Below are 18,628 nucleotides of genomic sequence, written 5' to 3' on the forward strand. Positions count from 1 at the left end.
GTCCAATCAATCCACCAAGTGGATGTCCTTTTCATACAAGGTGCCCTTTTGCTACTGAGAAATGTAAGAGAGAGGTACCAAGCTTTGAAGAGAAGGTTGATGGACACTTTGCTGCCTGCCATTATTCCTGATTATTCCCATTGGTATTGTAAAAATATAGCTTTTATATAAACTGTTGACAAAGTATATCAATAATATTATAATTATAAAAAACAGTGAATAAATATTAAAAAAGTTGTAAGTTGGGCAAATTGGGAGGAGTAGAGTAGTTGAGTTGGAGTTTAGGTTTTAGACTAGTATAAGTAAATACTTTTATAAGTCAGTTCAAGACTTAATAGCAGAGTTGAGATTATAAGGAGGTCAATCGCATGAGTAGTGCAGTAGAAGAGTGTGTTTTGTATGACTTGACCAAGAAGGAGAAGGTAATTTATTTAGCCCAAAAGGACCCTTTTTTAAAAGTAGAAAGGATTTCCCAGTTGGCTGAAACAACCCCCCATTATGTCAGAACAGTCCTGTCAGAAGCTAATTTATCATTAACTAAGTTAAGAAAACAGTATGCTCAAAGATTAAAGAATAAAAAAAGAGCAAACAAATTTCTGTTAGATATTCTGTCTACTGATAAGTTTGATAAGTTAGATTTGACTAAAGAAGAGGGAGTAGTCTTAAATAAGACTGAATATTATTCTGATTTATTCAAAGGGTGTAGAGATTTTTTAGAGAGAACGGTACTATTTAGAGAAGAAGGGCTCCCAATAATGATAAATAGTACTTTTATTTCTGATGGTTTACAGAAATTTGATGAGCTAGACAATAGGAAAGATCTATTTATTTCAGAGAATAAGGTTAGAGTAGAGATGAGCAATGATATTGTGGCTAACTTATTAGAGATTAATATTGGTATTCCTGTTCTAATTTTAGAGAAGGAGATTTATATTTCTAAAAAATTAAAAGGCTTTGATCTACTTTATCTTATTCCAGAGAGAGTAGAGTTGTTGTTAAAAGAGAATAATCATCAGATATCAGTACTCAAATGTAAGCATTAGTGATCACAGCAGTTAGCCATAGTTGGTTAGCTGTTTTTTATTTCATCTAAAAATTATTGACAAGTCATGTTAATTTTATTATAATCAAAGATAAATGAGAATAATTTGGCTAGTTCATAATTATTTATTTTTATCCCAATCTAAAGCATCTACTTTAGATTACTTTGTTTTGGATATATTTTTAAATATAAAATGACTTACATAAGTATGTATAAATATTAATGTTTTAGAATTGATTATGTTAGTAGAAGAAGTGATGGAATATAGAGATATTAAGACAGTAACGAGTAACAAGTGATGAGAGAAGATTTTTACTAGTTACCTGTCACTCATCATTGATCAATAAACTGTCGCAATATACCCATAGTCTAATATTATTTTACTAATATAAGTGATTAATTAATGTAAATCTAGATAAAGATAATAAGTAATTACTGCTTAGTAATTAATAAAAAGAATTATAAAATCCACTTTAAAATGGAATATTTATAATTAAGAGGTCAATAAAGTAGTCAATTGCTTTAATGATAAATCAAATTATCAAGGAGGAAATAAGTAGAGATGATGAAAAAGAGATTAAGTATATTATTAGTAGTAGCCTTAATGGCAGTTTTAGTTACTGCTTGTGGAGGTAATCAAGAAGGAAAAGTAGAAAAAGATAGTAAAAATAAGCAAGAAGTCGCAAAAGAAGTTAGTGAACAGGATAAATATGGAGGTGTCTTCCAAGGTCGTGTGAAGGCTGACCCACCAACATTGGATCCAGCTATGGCAACAGATACTACGTCTAGTAGAGTGATTAGAAATATCTTTGATGGTTTGGTTCAGTTTGACAAAGATTTAAATGTGATTCCAGCGATAGCTAAAAGTTGGAATATAAGTGAGGATTCTTTAGTTTGGACCTTTAACTTAAGAAAAGGTGTTAAGTTCCATAATGGAAGAGAAGTGAAAGCAGATGACTTTGTTTATACATTTACAAGAATTTTAAATTCTAAGACCAAGTCTCCGCGCACATGGCTGTTTGAAGGGGTTAAGGGTGCTAAGGAATTTATGGAAGGTAAAGCGGATAAGGTAACTGGACTAAAGGTTCTTGATGATTATACATTCCAAGTAACTTTAGCTGAGCCGTTTACTCCGTTTTTATCGGTGTTAGCAATGGAGAATGCTTATGTAGTACCTCGAGAAGAGGTTGAAAAATATGGTGAAGAATTTGCTCAATATCCAGTTGGAGCAGGTCCATTTAAATTTGTTGAATGGAAGCATGATGATAAAGTTGTATTAGAGAAGAATGAAGATTATTATGTAGAAGGTCGTCCTTATTTAGATAAGGTTGTTTATAGAATTATTCCAGAAGGTTCTTCAGCCTTTGCTGAGTATGAGCAAGGGAATGTTTATCAAAATGTAGATGATGATTTACCAGCAGGACAGATAACAAGAATAATGGATCCTAATGGAGACTTTGCTGTTGATTTTAAAAGTATTCCTAGGTTAGGGACATTCTATATTGGGTTTAATACTCAAAAGGAACCTTTCAATAATAAAAAAGTACGTCAGGCAATAAACTATGCGGTAAATAGAAAGGTTCTTGCAGCGGTAGTTATGAATGGAGTTGTAAAACCTGCTAACGGGATCTTACCTCCCACAATGCCAGGATATAATCCAGATTTAGAAGGCTATGAATATAATTTAGAGAAAGCTAAGAAATTATTAGCAGAGGCAGGTTATAAAGATGGATTACCTGGTCAATTTGAATTAGCTTATAATACAGATAAGAAGAATCAAAGAATTGTTGAAGCTATACAGTCTAACTTAAAACAAATTGGGGTTAATGTAAGATTAATTAATATGGATTGGGGTACTTATATTAAGAAGGTGGATAATGGAGAAACTCAAATGTATAGATTAGCTTGGATTGCTGATTATCCAGATCCAGATAACTTCTTGTATGTATTATTTCATTCTAAAAATGCTGGACCAGGTGGAAATGGAGCATTTTATAAGAACTCAGAAGTCGATCAGATGTTGGATAAAGCCCGTAGTATGAAACCAGGTAAAGATAGAATTGCTCTATATCAAAAAATTGAAAAACAGATTGTAGAGGATGCACCATGGATTCCAGTGTATTATTATACAGCACCGATTTTGGTGAAACCATTTGTTAATAACTATGTATTTACAGCTCAATCAGCACTACCATTGACAAATGTTTGGATAGACCCAAATCATAGATAGTAATTATTTTAGAGCAGTCGGCGTTAAGCTGACTGCTCTTTTGCTATAATTGGATAAGCTATTGGTTGATACTCCTTAGATAGATATTAAAACAGTAATGAGTGATGAGTAGATAAGAAAAATTTTATTAACAATTTCTCCTCCCGGTTCTCAAATAATAGAGACTCTTCGTGGGATTGATATTTTTAAATCCCCTACTAGTTTCAAGAAACTCTCCGTGATTATAAAGTTTCTCAAAAACATGAAACTTTATTTCTCCTCAGGTCGGGTTAAAAGAACCCGAAGAACAAGTGATGAGAAGAGATTTTAACTCGTTAACCGTCACTTGTCACTGATTACTAAAGTATTGCAATATATCCATTAAATCTTATTACCTATATTGAAATTAAACTAGAAAAAACATGTATAACAACATCGTTATTAACAATTATTAACATGATATTAAACTTTCCGTAATATTAAGTCTATATAATCATAAGTGGATTTTTATAACTTTTATTAGCAAAATTAGATATAATGGAGGGAAAAGCATGTTAATAAGAAGAAAAGTGAATAAGTTATTGATTTTTTCTATGGTGATTTTAAGTTTAATGACATTGGTAGGTTGTAGTGATGACAATAGTAGTAATAAGGATATTGCTTCTGGTAAAGTGGTTGATTTTAATGGAATAGGTGTTGAAGGAGTAAAGTTAAATAAGGGAAGTATTACTGTTACAACAGATAAAGAAGGAAGATGGAATATATCAGGATTAAAAGAAGGAGATGTAGTTACTCCAAGTAAAGTTGGATATTCTTTTGAACCCAAAGATTACAGAGTGACAGATGGAAAAGATAGTGGAATTATTTTTACTGCTACTAAAAAATTAGAAAGAAAACAAGGTGAATTGTACATAGCCCATACCAATGATATTCATGGTAGGGTAGAAGAAGGAAAGTATGATGGAATGGGGTTAGCAAAGGTTAAGACAAAAATAGATGAACTAAAAGCAGAAAGAGATGTATTAGTACTAGATGCAGGAGACACAATTCATGGGCAGACTATAGTTCAACTATCAAAGGGAGAGAGTATGATTGAAATTATGAATGCTATAGGGTATGATGCTATGGCAGCTGGAAATCATGATTTCAACTATGGGCAAGAGAGATTGGTTGAATTGGATGGAATAGCAGATTTTCCGATTTTATCAGCAAATGTTTACAAAGATAATGGAGATAGATTATTATCACCTTACAAAATTAAAGAGATAGAAGGGAATAAGGTTGGTATATTTGGACTTTCCACTCCAGAGACAACTTATAAAACCCATCCTAATAATGTAAAAGGCTTAGAGTTTAAAAACCCTATAGAAGAAGCGAAAATTATGGTAAATCAACTCCAAGCTGAAGGATGTACTATTATTATAGCACTTAGTCACTTAGGATTAGATGAATCTAGTGAACATACTAGTGAGATGGTAGCAGAGCAAGTTAAAGGTATAGATGTAATTGTTGATGGTCATAGTCATACAAAATTAACAGAAGGTAAGCAAGTAAAGGAAACATTAATTGTTCAGTCTCAGGAGTATGATAAGAATCTTGGGATAGTTGATATCACAGTAGATCAAGCTGGTGAGATTTCTATTAAGGCAAGTTTATTTACCAAAGAAGAAGCAGCTAATTTAGAAGAAGATGCAGACATTAAGTCTATAGTAGAAGAGATTAATGCTGAAAATGATGAGGTATTATCAGAAATAGTAGGAAGTACAGAGGTATTATTAGATGGAGCAAGAGAGAATGTTAGGACAGGTGAGACCAATCTTGGAAATTTAATTACAGATGCTATGTTGAATGAGACAGGTGCCGATATAGCTATAACAAATGGTGGAGGAATCAGAGATTCAATAGATGAAGGTGATATTACACTAGGAGAGATTATTACAGTGTTACCTTTTGGTAATTATGTAGTTGTCAAAGAACTATCAGGTGCAGAGATTAAAGCAGCTATTGAACATGGTATTTCAGCTTATCCAGAAAGTCTAGGTGCATTTCCTCATATTGCTGGGATGAAGGTTAAGTTTAATCCAAGTAAGGAAGCTGGAAATAGAGTTGTTGAGATAACTGTGAATGGAAAAGTTTTTGATGAAAATGAGTCTTATCAGGTGGCAACCAATGACTTTATGGCAGCTGGTGGAGACGATTATACAATGTTTGCTGATGATAGTATAGTAGGAGAATATGATGGATTAGACCAAGTATTAAATAACTATATTCAAAGTCTAGCAGATCAAACTGTAACAGCAGATATTGCAAAAATTGAAGGAAGAATTGAAGTTGTAGAGTAATTTTTCTGTAAATAAGATGTTAGTTTTAGAGTGCTAAACTTGAGAAAAAATTATAACTTTGCCCTATGAGAGTTGAGTAATATTCTATGGTTTAATGACTAAAATTGGCTTCTTATAGGGTAATATATTATTTAATTGGAGGTTTTTTATGTTAAGAAGGTTGAAAGGACATAAGTTAATAATATTATCAGCCTTAATTATGAGTTTACTAATAATGGTAGGATGTAGTAGTAATAATGATGATGATTCTGTTGAGGATAAGAGTTATTCAGTTTCAGGAAAAGTTGTTGATATTAATGAGAATGGAGCTAAAGATGTAATTTTAAGCTTTACTAATGGAAATGGGACAGCAACAACTAAGAAGCAAGGAGAATGGAGTAAAGATCAATTAAAAGGAAAGGGAGTTGTTACTCCAGCTAAAACTGGATATAAATTTAGTCCAGAGAGTAGAGAAATAAGTAAGCAAGATGATAATGTTGACTTTATAGCTAAAAAAGTTCCTGCTACTTATATAGAAGCTTTCTGCCCAGATTATAATAGTTCTCAAGCTGATTCAAATGGAGCATGGATTGATATTAAGTTTAATGATGTATCAGCTTTACCAGCTGCGTGGTTATTAAAGGCTGGTAATTATAAGCATGTCAATGAGTTGATGAATAGTATTGATATTTCAGGGTGGAGCCTAAATAATGGAGATACAATCAGAGTTTATTCAAAAGGAGCAAAAGTTAACACAGATGAAACAGATTTGAAGTATAAAACAGCATCTAAGTATTTTGCTAATTATCAATATGGAATTATATGGTTAGAAGATGAACAAGGAACAATAATTGATATCGTTGCCTATACAACAAGTTCAAATTCAAAGGGATATTGGCTTTCAGAAAATGGTGATAATCCAGTAGCAATTTTGGATAAAGCTGTAGTTGCAGAAAAATGGAATGGTAGTAAGTTAGCAGATGCTTTTGAAGCAGGAGATATTTCTAATTCTTATATTAAGTTAAAAGATGTAGTAGTAGGTGATGGACAGAAGAATAGTGATTGGACAACAGTAGATGAAGGAGATGGTGAAAATTTACCTGATGGTGCAGTAAGTGCTGAGATTTATGAAATTCAGGGATCTAGCCATGAGAGTGCAATGAAAGATGAGCCAGTCAAAGGTGTTGATGGAATTGTAACTGCCAAAGATAAGACTGGATTTTATATGCAAGAATTAGATTCTGATAATGATGATGCTACTTCGGAAGCAATTTATGTCTTAAGTGATAAAGCAGTAGAAGTAGGAGATAAAGTAATTGTTGCTGGTATTGTACAAGAGTATGCAATCCCTCATACAGCTGATGAATGGTGGATTGATATACCACGACAATTAACTATAACTGCTATTGAGGCAAGTCAAGTTGAAGTTCAATCTCACGGAAATGATTTGCCAAATCCTATTATTTTAGGAACTGATAGGAGTATTCCAGAGAATAGTATTGATGATGATAGTTTCGATAGTTTTGATATAACAGAGGATGCTATTGACTTCTATGAATCTTTAGAAGGGATGAGAGTACAAGTGGATAATGCCTTAGTTATTGGACCTACTGAGTATGGACAGACAGCTGTACTTCCTAACAGTGGAGATTATAACAGTGGTGCTAGAACAGAATTTGGTGGAGTTTTAATTGCAGAAGGTGACTTTAATCCAGAGAGAATTATTGTTGAAGCTGAAACATTAACTAAATTTTTCGATTATAGATATGCTAAATCTTTTGATTTAGGTGCTAAATTTATAAAGCCTATCGTTGGAATTATAAGTTATGATGAAGGAAAGTATATGCTTTATAATACAGCAGATTATTCAAGTTATAGTGAAGATGACATTTATACAAAAGCTAATAATAGTAAGAAGGATGTTACGACAATTAACTATGCAAAAGATAAATTAACAATTGCTAGCTTTAATGTTGAGAATTTAAGTGCAGAGTCTAAGTCTAGTAAAATTGAAGGAATAGCTAATTCTATTGTTACTAATCTTAAAAATCCAGATATCATTGGGTTGGTAGAGATTCAAGATAATAACGGAGAAACCGATAATGGCGTAGTTGTAGCTGATAAAACTTATAATGCTTTGATTTCTACAATCTCTAATGTGGGCGGGGCAACTTATGACTATGTCAACATTGATCCAGAGGATGATCAAGATGGTGGAGCTCCAGGTGGAAATATTCGAGTAGGATTTATCTATAGAACTGATAGAGTAGATTTTATAGCAAAAGGTAGTGCAACTGCTACAGATGATGTTTTGGTAGAAGGAAGTGGGGAGAATATTACTTTATCTTTAAATCCAGGTAGAATTGACCCAACTAATAATGCCTTTGATGATAGTAGAAAGCCTTTAGCAGCAGAGTTTGAATTTAAGGGAGAGAAAGTATTTATGATTGCTAATCACTTTAATTCCAAAGGGGGAGATGCTCCTCTATTTGGAAATGAACAACCACCTGTATTGGTCAGTGAGAATCAGAGAAGGGAGCAGGCAGAGGTAGTTAATCAATTTGTACAAGAGATATTAGCTGCTAACTCAGATGCAAATGTAGTAGTACTAGGAGATTTGAATGACTTTCAATTCTCTGAAGCTGTAGATACCCTTGCTGGAAGTCAATTAACCAATATGATGGAACAATTAGATGATAGTGATAGATTTACTTATGTTTATGAAGGAAATTCACAAGTATTAGACCATATTCTAGTAAGTGATAGTTTAGTGGGGTCTACAGAGGTAGATGCAATCCATATCAACTCAGTTTATGCTGAGTATGGTCCTATTGGAATAGTTAGTGACCATGATCCAATAATGGTTCAAATTTCTAATTTGGGGAATTAAGAAGAGATTAAATTAGCTATTGTCAATTGAATATTGTATATAGTAACCCAGAGTTAATTCTCTGGGTTATTATGATTAATAAGGATAAAGGAAAACTATTTATTATTTGCTTTCATATTTATTACATTTAAAAAAAACAAATATTCTTATTGAATATACAATAGCATCTTCATCTCTATTTTGTTTTTATATTTGGTATCTTTATTTAATATATTTAACAAAAATGAGGTGAAGTTTTTCTGTTATAATTAATATTTAGTTATTTTTATAATTTTTTTAGTATCAAAGTTTTTTGAATTACTTAGTTTTGGGTTTTTTCTTTTTACTTTAAAAAATGATGTATAAAATAGCATAAGTTAGGAATAATACTCCTAAGATGAAAGATATAAAAGGAGTGAAAACTATGAAGATGGAAGAGTTAACTAAAAAGGAACAGATTATTAATTTTGCTCGTCATGATCCTTTTCTAAAGATTAGTGATATAGCTGAGAATGTTGAGACCACACCAAGGTATGTGAGAACAATTTTATCAGAGGCGAATATATCCTTGATGGAGTTAAGAGAGAAGTATGCTCGTAATATGGAACAGCGTTTGGCAGGAAAGGAGAGTAACTTACAAAAGGCAACAGTACGTTTATTAAAAGAAGATGGAGATATTAAAGTTAGTGAGATAACATTACAGAGGATCTCTAATTTTGATTGTAGAGAATTGATGAAGACTCATCCTGATGAGGAATTATATAAGATTACTCAAAAGAAGTTAATAGATGGTAAACCTTATAGTTTACAAGAGATTATCACTTATTTAAGTACTGATATTAATCAAGAGAGAATAGCTAATTTAGATTCTTTATATGAATTATTTGGCAATAAAGGTGTTGAAGGATTTAAATTTAGAAGTAATGTTGTACAAGTAGAGTCTTATAATCCATTAATATCAACTAACTTAGGTTTGAAAGAAGAAGATCCAATTATAAAAAGTCAGCGTCTGATTTTGATTGATAAGATGCCAATTGGTGTAGAAAATTTCTACTTTGATGCTAATAGTATTCAATTGGTCTTCCCAGGAGAATTGGTAGTATAGTAGTTACTAGCTGTTAGCCTCTAGCCACTAGCTAATAGCTAGAAGCCAATATACTATTGACTTTTGGATTTGATATGTTATAATTATAGAGGAATTGCCGAGATGGCGGAACTGGCAGACGCGTAGTGTTGAGGGCGCTATGGTCACTTGACCGTGTGGGTTCAAATCCCACTCTCGGCACCAATAAATTCAGTTAACAATTTACAATTAATAATGAATAGTTAAACTTAAAACATTTAACTATTACTACTTATTATTAGATAGTTGTATATTTTTCGGCGGTGGTTGGGCGACTAGTCGTCGGTTAAAATTTAATAGATAATTTAAAAGCATACTCATTTTTAATGAGTATGCTTTTTTTAATCATTATTGTTTTTGTTGTAATTTTCTTTTCTTTTTGAGTAGTTCTTCAAATTGCATTTCTAACTTTTCATATTGAGAATCGTCTTTAGTTGATTCGCTTAATCTTCCTAATACAGCAGCAATTTCATTTTCAATTAATTTTAGATCATTTCTCCTGTCTAAGGAATCATTCTGCTCTTGCTGTTTTTTATATTCTTCCAATCCAAGCTGTACCTTCTTTATTTTATTATTTTTAAATATTAATAGTTGCTTAGAAATCTTATTTAGAAAATATCTATCATGAGAAACAAATAAGATAGTACCCTGATAATCTGTTAAAGCACCTTCTAGCTCTTCACGACTATATAAATCTAAATGATTAGTAGGTTCATCTAAAATTAAGATGTCTATTTTTTGTAAAATTAAATCTGCCAATTTAATCTTAGTCCTTTGGCCCATGCTGAGTTCTTTAGTAGGCTTTTCTAATAATAATTCATCAATGTCTAGATTGGCTAATAAAGTTCTTGCCTTAGCTGTGTAAAAACCTTGGACGGAATCCATATTTTCTAAAGGGGATTTCTCTAAATCTAAACTACTTAATTCTTGGCTCAAATAACCTATTTTAGCAGAGGGACTAATCCAGACTTCTCCTTGGTCAGTTATTTCTTGGTTCAAAATAATTTTGAATAAAGTAGTCTTACCACAGCCATTAGGACCGATTAAAGCAATTCTCTCTCCATGTTGAATAATAAAAGAACTATTTTTAAATAAAATTTTATTATTATAACTTTTACTAATATTTCTTGTTTCTATTAATCTCTTTCCATGTTTATTGGGGTCAGTAAAATTAAAATTTATTTTTGGTTCTTCTTTAGGTTTTTTTACTCCTTCTTCTTTCATTTGTTCTAAGCGTTTTAATTTTGATTTAACCTGCTTATCCATTTTCTTAGCTTTAACTCGGTTAAACTCTTTACCTCCTTTTTTATTTCCAGATTCAAGAGCTGCTTGTCGTGATTCACGATGAGCTTTATTAGACCAATTGTTTAACTGTTTAATCTTTTCCTCTATCTTAGCTTCTTTTTTCTTTAATACACTATATTGATGCATTTTCTCTTCATACCTTTTTTTCTTCTTACATCTATAATCTGAATAATTACCTTGATATTCAAGGACTTTACCATCTTCTAATTCAATAATTCGTTCTACAGTCTGATCTAAAAAATAGCGATCATGTGAGATAACTAAAATAGCTCCCTTATAGTTTTTTAGTTCTTGAATCAACCAATCTCGCCCTTTAGCATCAAGGTGGTTAGTAGGTTCATCTAAAAGTAATATATCTGGCTTTGTAGCATAAACTTTGGCTAAAGCTAATTTTGTTTTTTCACCACCACTTAAATTATTAACTCGATTTTGATTCCAGCTTTGTAGGTCATCTAATCCTAGATAACTACTTGTCTTTAAAAAGTTATTTACTTCATTTACTCCTTGATTATATATATCATTAAAAATATTGGTAGTATAAGCAGTAGATTGTGCTAAATGTCCTATTTTAATATTATCTCTATATTGAGTTATATTACCTTCATCTGGAGTTAACTTGCCTAATATAATATTAGCTAAAGTAGTTTTTCCAGCTCCATTCTTTCCTACTAAGCCTATCCGATCTCCAACTTTAATACTTAAATCTACCTTCTTAAGTACTTCTTGATTAGCAAAACTTTTCTTTATTTTATAGCAATTTAATAATTCCATAGTATCCCTCTTTTCTTTAAAAATAGTCAAAAAATAAAAAGACCACGGGTCAATAAACCCGTGGTTAGTGTTGAAAGCATATATAGCATATAAAAAACCATGGGTCTAAACCCATAGCCTAGAAATTAGCTATAAATATTTTATCTACATGAGTTTATTAATCTAATAACTCTATTTTCCTTAAAATAGATATACTAATTCCTTGGTTACAAAGGAATTAATTCTCTAATGTTGAGAAAATAGAATATTAAGTTTGATAAGTTAGATTAATAAAAACTTCATTGTATTAATATTTAAGCCTCCTGATTAGATATTTACTAATATTATACTTTTAATATATTTGATTGTCAAGTATTTTAAAATTATCAAAATTAAATGTATTGTGATTTTTAAAAAGATATTGTATAAAAAATATAATAAAGTAATGATTTCAAAACAGGAGAATAAGTTGATTAGAATTTAATAGAGAGAATAGTAAGCATACTCGAGATGATGAGGTATGCTTACTATTTTTAACAAAGATTATTAGTTTACTTGATTTTATTTATTTTATATTCTATCATCAAATATCAGCAGCTAAAATATTACTATAGATTATATCAGTAATTATTTTAGATTTACCCTCTGCTTTCAATTTCTTTGATTATTCAAGTTAAACTGCAAAAAGACTTGAATTTATCCCTGTAAATGTCATTATCTATATTATAAAATTTATACAAACAGGAAGAAAAGGAGTTGTAATTATGAATATTAAACAGATTCGAAATGCTACAATAGTGGTTCAATATGAAGGGAAGAAGTTTTTGATTGATCCAGTTTTGGCAGACAAGGATGCATATCCACCTTTTCCGACAAGATCAATTTAATCCTTTAGTTAGCTTGCCAACATCAATTGATAATATTATTAATGTAGATGCTGTAATTCTAACTCATTTACATTTAGATCACTTTGATGAGGTTGCTAAAGACTTATTGCCAAAAGATATAAAAGTATTTGTACAAGATAAAAAAGATGCTAAAGAATTAAGAGATGCCGCTTTTAAAAATATAGAAATTTTGCATAAAGATACAGTTTATGAAGATATCAAATTAGCTAAAACTCCAGGTCAGCATGGAAGAGGGGAAATATTAAAGATTGCTGGCAATGTATGTGGTGTTGTTTTCAAACACCCAAATGAAAAAACTTTATATGTAGCTGGAGATACTATCTGCTATGAAGGTGTTCGAGAAGTGATTGCTACTCATAAGCCAGAAATTATCGTTGTAAATGCTGGTGACAATCAATTCTTAGACAGCGATTCTCTAATCATGGGAAAAGATGATATCTATGAAGTATACAAGACTGCACTTAATGCAAAAATCATTGCTAGTCATATGGAAGCTATCAATCACTGGACATTATCAAGAGAAGAATTAAAAAGCTTTATTAATGAAAAAGGAATCTCTTCTGATGTTTTAGTACCAGATGATGGAGAAGAATATACATTTTAAAAATAATAAAAATTTTATAGATAAATAGAAAAGCAGGTAATATCCATAGCATAGTATGGTATTATCTGCTTTTAGTCGTTTCATTAATAATAACAGTTAATTTATAATTTACATAGTTATTTAAGTTTATCAAGAACTTATCTAACAGCTCATTAGAGGGAAATTTACATTCAAGAAGATAACAACCGTCCCCACTAATCTTATAGTAATGTTTATTTACGAGATATCTCTGGGCAACAATGAATTTGAATACTCTTACTTAGTATTCAATAATTGTATATTATTAGCGACAATTGGATGGCAGGATCTCAGTTAAAATTTTATAGAGACATATACCTTATAATGGGTATGTTTTTCTGATTATGTTTAATCATCTTGGCAAAAGCATAACAAATTATAATTTAACTAAGGTAGATTTGATTTTAAAGGTATCTATAAGGATTGTCTTGAATTTTATATTAATCTTTTATATAATCACTTAAAAGTTTATCTATAGAAGATGGAAAAATTCCTATGAAAGGTGTGAAGAATATGAACTGGATTAACTCAATTAAAGAGTATAGACCATATAATAATCAGGAAAGAAAAGATAAGGGAGTAATTTTAAAGTGTTTAGATATGTTTGATGATGTTCTAACAAGGGATAATGAAGTTGCACATATTACAAGTTCTGGCTTTGTAGTGAATAAGGCTAGAGATAAAGTTTTAATGATATATCATAATATTTTTGATTCATGGTCATGGACAGGAGGACATGCAGATGGAGAGAGTGATTTATTACAGGTAGCAATTAAGGAAGCTAATGAAGAAACTGGTATTAAGAAGATTAATCCTATTAGTCAAGATATTATCTCGCTTGATATTTTTCCTGTGTTAGCTCATATAAAGAATGGAAACTATGTTTCTTCACATTTGCATTTATCAGTTGCTTATTTAATTGAGGCAGATGAGAATGAAGAGCTTATTATTAAAGCAGATGAGAATAGTGATGTTAAATGGATAGCAATAGATGAAGTAGAGAGATATTCTAATGAACCCCATATGATTGGAGTATATAAAAAAATTATATCTAAAATTGAAAAACAGTCATTGTAGTGTAATAAAGATTTGCTTTATATATTAAGCATAGTTTTGTCTTACTCAATTTTGAATAATTGTATATTTTTATGATTTATAGGGTGAGAGTTATCGGTGAAAGAAAGGGGATACGGCAAAATTTTATAAGTCAATTTAGAAATATACTCCAAATTTTGGGGTATATTTTTTTATTTGGTTATTTTTTTGATTTTATCAGAGGAATTTATTACTTAATGTATAATATATGATTATAACAACGAAAAAATGACAAATGTCGATAATTATAGCTAAGAGATTTATTTTCATATTTATCATTAGATATCAAGGGAGAGGTTAATTCTTCCTTGATTATTATTTAAGTATATTAATAGCTTTAAGGTTCTTTTAGAATTATTAGATAAAGAGTAAAGAAAGGAGTTGAGATTTTATTAAATGAGGATATTAGTATCGATACAAATGGATATAAAATTTTAAAGAAATTCTGCCTGAGGAGGCTTTAAAATGGTGAAAAGAATTAAAGATTTGAGTATAGGCACTAAAATTTCTAGTAGCTTTACAGTTTTAATCATTCTAAGTATTATAATGGTTTTTGTAGGTTATTCTAGCTTAAAATTAATCTCTCATAAAGTTAAAATCAGTGAAGAAGCAAATAATATAGCAGAATTAATCTTAGATATGAGGATAAAAGAAGTCAAATTTATGAGAACTGGTGACAAAAATAGAGATAAAGAGGTAAATGATTTATTGGATAAAGCTATAAATAGAATAGAAAGTCTAGAGAAAAAAGTAGACAAACAAATTGAAAGAGAAGAGATTAATCAGATTAAAGAGTTAATTACAAACTTTAAAATTTCCTTTAATAATTATGCAAAAAGTACATATCAACAACAAGATTACAGAAGAACCTTTGTTAAAGAGGAAGAAGAGTTAATTGAACCATTATATAGCCTATCTAGGCTTCAGAATCAAGCGTTAGGAGAATTTATAAAAGAGGGTAAATTATTATCAGATATAGAAATAAAAAGAGAAAATATAATGATAATTGAAAATATAATCAGGTTTATTAATGAAATAGGTAAGCAGGAAAGAAATTTGGTGATTAATTTTGCTAATGATCAGAAGGAGAAGGAATATATTAATCAGACTTTAAGCTACTTTGATAAAGCCAAAGAGGAGTTAGTAAATGGGATATTTAAAGAAGAGATGAATAGTGATCAAGTAGAAGAACTATTAGCTGCTCTAAAAGATGGAAGAGATGCCTTTAATGATGTTGTAATTACTGAATTGACAAAGAATCAGCAAAAGAAAGCTATGGTTGAATTAGGAGATAAGGTAGTTACTAAGGCTAAAGAATTATCTGAGAATAAAGAAATCGAAATTAAAGAATCAGTAAAGTCTGGTATTGAACATTTAATAATAATATCAATTGTTGGAATAATAATTGGAATTATTTTTTCCATAGTAATTACTAAAGCAGTCAGCAAGCCTGTATTAAGTGTTATGAAATTTTTAAAAGAGATGGCTCAAAATGGTGGTGATCTAACTAAAAGAATTGCTGTCGATTCTCAAGACGAGGTTGGACGTTTAAGCTATTGGTTCAATGCCTTTGTAGATCAGTTACATGATATTATCTTAAAATTAAGGGATGATTCTGAAGAGTTATCAGCATATAGTGAGGAGTTATCATCTTCCTCTGAGGAAGGAAGTGCTGGTATTGAGGATACTCGTCGATTAATAGAAGGAATGGTGGCTCATATTCAACAGATATCGGCAAGTGCTCAAGAGGTAACAGGCTATGCCCAACAGACCAGTGCTCAAACTGAGTTTGGTAATAGAAATATTGAAGAGACTATAGGTAGTATTCAAGGGATTAATCAGGCTGTAGAAAGAGCTGTCAAGTCTATAGCTAATCTGGAAGTAAATTCTGAAGAGATAGGTAAAATTATAGAGTTAATTACTAGTATTGCGGAGCAGACCAATTTATTGGCTTTAAATGCAGCAATAGAAGCAGCTAGAGCTGGTGAACATGGGATGGGGTTTTCTGTAGTAGCAGATGAGATTAGAAGCCTTGCTGAAGAGACTGCTAAAGCCACTCAGGATATTTCTGCTTTAATTAACAATATTCAAAAACAAACAAAGGATAGTATTGAAATGATTAGAAAGGTAGAGAGGAAGGCGAATGAAGGGGAGCGTATTGCTCAAAAGACAAGTAGCGTCTTTGAAGAGATTAAAGTGGCAAGTGAACAGACTTCAGCCCATATTGAAGATACAGCTCAATCGACTCAGCAGTTAGTAGCAGATACAGACCAGATTATGATTTCAGCTGAAGATATTGAAAGAATGTCTACAGAGTTAAGTACTTCTTCTCAAGAATTATCAGGTATGGCAGAAAGCTTGCAGAGTTTAATTAGCAAGTTTAAGATTTAAGAGGTTTTACTGAGCTAGAAAGTGGGAGAGTATGGCTTTCAATTTTATAATTATAAGGAGGATATAAAAGTGTATCTAGCTAGTGTAGATGGCTTAAAAGAAGGGGATGTATTGGCTAAGAAGATATATAATGCAGATGGACAGTTGTTATTAGAGACGGGTAAAAGATTGAATAGACATTATATTAATAAGTTAAAAGCTCTTGGTCTTACTCACATCTATCTTAAGGATAATAGATTAAAGGAGATAAAAAAAGAGGATATTGAGATAATACCTGATAAGATAAAAGAAGAAGCAATAATTATAGCTAGAGAATCTTTTAAGAGAATAAGTAGTGGTAACATAAAGTTAAGTAAGAAAGAAGAAGATCAATTAAATAAATTAATTACTGATATAATTAATAGTACAATTAGTAATAAGAATATACTTAATTGCCTTAAAGATGTAAGGGTATTAGAGGATGAGTTATTCTTCCATCTGACCAATGTTGCTGTACTCTCTTTAGTAGTGGGTAAGAAGTTAGGGTATAGCAAGGAAGCTCTTTTTGAATTAGGGATAGGTGCATTTTTACATGATATAGGTAAGATCAGAATTTCTCCAGAAATTTTAAATAAACCTGGTAAACTTAGTGAGGAAGAGTTTGAAGAGATTAAAAAGCATACAATTTATGGATATGAGATTTTAAGTAATATGGAAGGAATTTCAGAATCTTCGGCTCGTATTGCTTATTTACATCATGAGCGGTGTGATGGTTCTGGTTATCCTAAAGGAATAACTAAAAGGTATATCGATGAATATGCAAAGATTGTAGCTATTGCAGATGTATTTGATGCTATGATGAATGATAGAGCCTATCGTGCTTCAATTAAGGTAAAAGAGGTAATTGAGTATATGTATACTGCCTTTACAGAAAACAAGATGGATAGAGATTTATTAGCGATATTTTTAAAAATGATAACTCCTTATCCCATAGGAACGACAGTTAGATTAAGTATTGGTTGTGAGGCAGTAGTAACTCAAGTAAATGAAGCTATGATGCTTAGACCGATAGTTAAGGTCTTAAATTTTAATGGATTAGACAAAGAGTTAGAGATTGATTTATCTGAGGATTTAGATATTGATATTATAGATGATTAACTGTATTTGTAGAGAATCTGAGAAAGATTTTAATTAGAATTATCGGATTATCCTAATCTAGGCTCTATAAGAGAACCCCCACTAAAATTCAGTGGGGGTATCTATAATTTCTAATTATAGATATGCTAATTTTTATTTATCTTCTCCTTCTATCACGGTCCCAATCTCTGTCACGGTCCCAATCTCTATCACGGTCCCAATCTCTGTCACGGTCCCAATCTCTGTCACGGTCCCAATCTCTATCATGGTCCCAATCTCTGTCACGGTCCCAATCTCTATCATGGTCCCAATCTCTGTCACGATCCCAATCTTTGTCACGATCCCAATCTCTGTCACGGTCCCAATCTCTGTCACGGTCCCAATCTCTGTCACGATCCCAATCTTTGTCACGGTCCCAGTCTCTGTCACGGTCCCATCTATCTCTGTCTCGTCTACCTCTATCTCTGCGATATCTTCCCATTAACGTTCCCTCCTTTCATCTCTTTTGTTATTATAATATGGAAAACGATTAAAAAATGTTAACATATAAACCAATATTTACATTAAAATCAATTTTATAAATTGATAAAGTAGTGTGTGCCTGAGCAATATAGAGGCAATTTTTACAGAATATTAGTTAGAGATGAAGAATAAGTCTTTATTTTTAGCTATGCATTTTTATAGATAATAATTATCTTAGATATGTAAATAATAGTGGTATGATCTAAATACTAACTAGTATATTTACATCTTGTGATAATAGAAAAACTGATACAGTATAGAAATATTACGACACTTTGCAACTAAGTATAAGGCTAAGATTAAGTTTGAGTAAATCATAAAAACACTGCTTAAACTATCCTTAGACTTATACTTA

Annotated in this window: 11 protein-coding genes, 1 tRNA gene and 2 pseudogenes; 11 read left to right on the top strand and 3 right to left on the bottom strand. The window is 31.0% G+C overall.

Annotation, left to right across the window (positions count from 1 at the left end):
• The 7 genes from BX659_RS13755 to BX659_RS13785 all read left to right on the top strand — a co-directional run.
• The coding region (locus BX659_RS13755) for an oligopeptide/dipeptide ABC transporter ATP-binding protein (RefSeq protein ID WP_374956483.1) at positions 1–131 on the top strand (131 nt) is incomplete at its 5' end.
• Positions 132–368: 237 nt separating this feature from the next.
• The gene (locus BX659_RS13760; protein ID WP_097017626.1) at positions 369–1,043 is read left to right on the top strand and encodes a hypothetical protein; all 675 of its coding nucleotides are present in this window, start codon (positions 369–371) and stop codon (positions 1,041–1,043) included.
• A gap of 561 nt (positions 1,044–1,604) precedes the next feature.
• Entirely contained in the window at positions 1,605–3,272 is a 1,668-nt protein-coding gene (locus BX659_RS13765; protein ID WP_253250713.1) for an ABC transporter substrate-binding protein, read from the top strand.
• A 530-nt stretch (positions 3,273–3,802) separates the two neighbouring features.
• Entirely contained in the window at positions 3,803–5,593 is a 1,791-nt protein-coding gene (locus tag BX659_RS13770) for a 5'-nucleotidase C-terminal domain-containing protein (protein WP_097017627.1), read from the top strand.
• Positions 5,594–5,741: 148 nt separating this feature from the next.
• Positions 5,742–8,462, top strand: coding sequence for an endonuclease/exonuclease/phosphatase family protein (locus tag BX659_RS13775; protein WP_097017628.1), 2,721 nt, complete (start codon positions 5,742–5,744; stop codon positions 8,460–8,462).
• A gap of 403 nt (positions 8,463–8,865) precedes the next feature.
• Entirely contained in the window at positions 8,866–9,546 is a 681-nt protein-coding gene (locus tag BX659_RS13780) for a GntR family transcriptional regulator (RefSeq protein WP_097017629.1), read from the top strand.
• A 96-nt stretch (positions 9,547–9,642) separates the two neighbouring features.
• A tRNA-Leu gene (locus BX659_RS13785) sits at positions 9,643–9,729 on the top strand.
• Between the two features lie 183 nt (positions 9,730–9,912).
• On the opposite strand, the gene abc-f is transcribed toward BX659_RS13785, so the two are convergent.
• Positions 9,913–11,640 carry a ribosomal protection-like ABC-F family protein gene (abc-f, locus tag BX659_RS13790; protein WP_216358770.1) on the bottom strand — a complete coding sequence of 576 codons (1,728 nt, stop codon included), beginning with the start codon at positions 11,638–11,640 and terminating at the stop codon, positions 9,913–9,915.
• 743 nt (positions 11,641–12,383) lie between these two features.
• Here abc-f and BX659_RS13795 point away from each other — a divergent pair.
• A pseudogene (locus tag BX659_RS13795) lies at positions 12,384–13,131 on the top strand (MBL fold metallo-hydrolase).
• 61 nt (positions 13,132–13,192) lie between these two features.
• Here BX659_RS13795 and BX659_RS19715 read toward each other — a convergent pair.
• Positions 13,193–13,363: pseudogene (locus BX659_RS19715) on the bottom strand (Lrp/AsnC ligand binding domain-containing protein); the annotation flags it as partial.
• Positions 13,364–13,662: 299 nt separating this feature from the next.
• On the opposite strand from BX659_RS19715, the gene BX659_RS13800 reads away from it, so the two are divergent.
• The 3 genes from BX659_RS13800 to BX659_RS13810 all read left to right on the top strand — a co-directional run bounded on the left by BX659_RS13800 (position 13,663) and on the right by BX659_RS13810 (position 17,772).
• Complete coding sequence (locus BX659_RS13800; RefSeq protein ID WP_097017645.1) at positions 13,663–14,226, top strand: NUDIX hydrolase; 564 nt, start codon at positions 13,663–13,665, stop codon at positions 14,224–14,226.
• 483 nt (positions 14,227–14,709) lie between these two features.
• The gene (locus tag BX659_RS13805) at positions 14,710–16,635 is read left to right on the top strand and encodes a HAMP domain-containing methyl-accepting chemotaxis protein (protein ID WP_097017646.1); all 1,926 of its coding nucleotides are present in this window, start codon (positions 14,710–14,712) and stop codon (positions 16,633–16,635) included.
• Positions 16,636–16,704: 69 nt separating this feature from the next.
• Entirely contained in the window at positions 16,705–17,772 is a 1,068-nt protein-coding gene (locus BX659_RS13810; protein ID WP_172431871.1) for an HD-GYP domain-containing protein, read from the top strand.
• Between the two features lie 136 nt (positions 17,773–17,908).
• Here the strand turns inward: BX659_RS13810 and BX659_RS19065 are convergent, their stop codons facing one another.
• The gene (locus tag BX659_RS19065; RefSeq protein ID WP_181186446.1) at positions 17,909–18,232 is read right to left on the bottom strand and encodes a hypothetical protein; all 324 of its coding nucleotides are present in this window, start codon (positions 18,230–18,232) and stop codon (positions 17,909–17,911) included.
• Positions 18,233–18,628: the final 396 nt, after the last annotated feature.

Origin of the sequence: Orenia metallireducens (genome assembly GCF_003001995.1) — a bacterium.
Classification (GTDB): domain Bacteria; phylum Bacillota; class Halanaerobiia; order Halobacteroidales; family Halobacteroidaceae; genus Orenia; species Orenia metallireducens_B.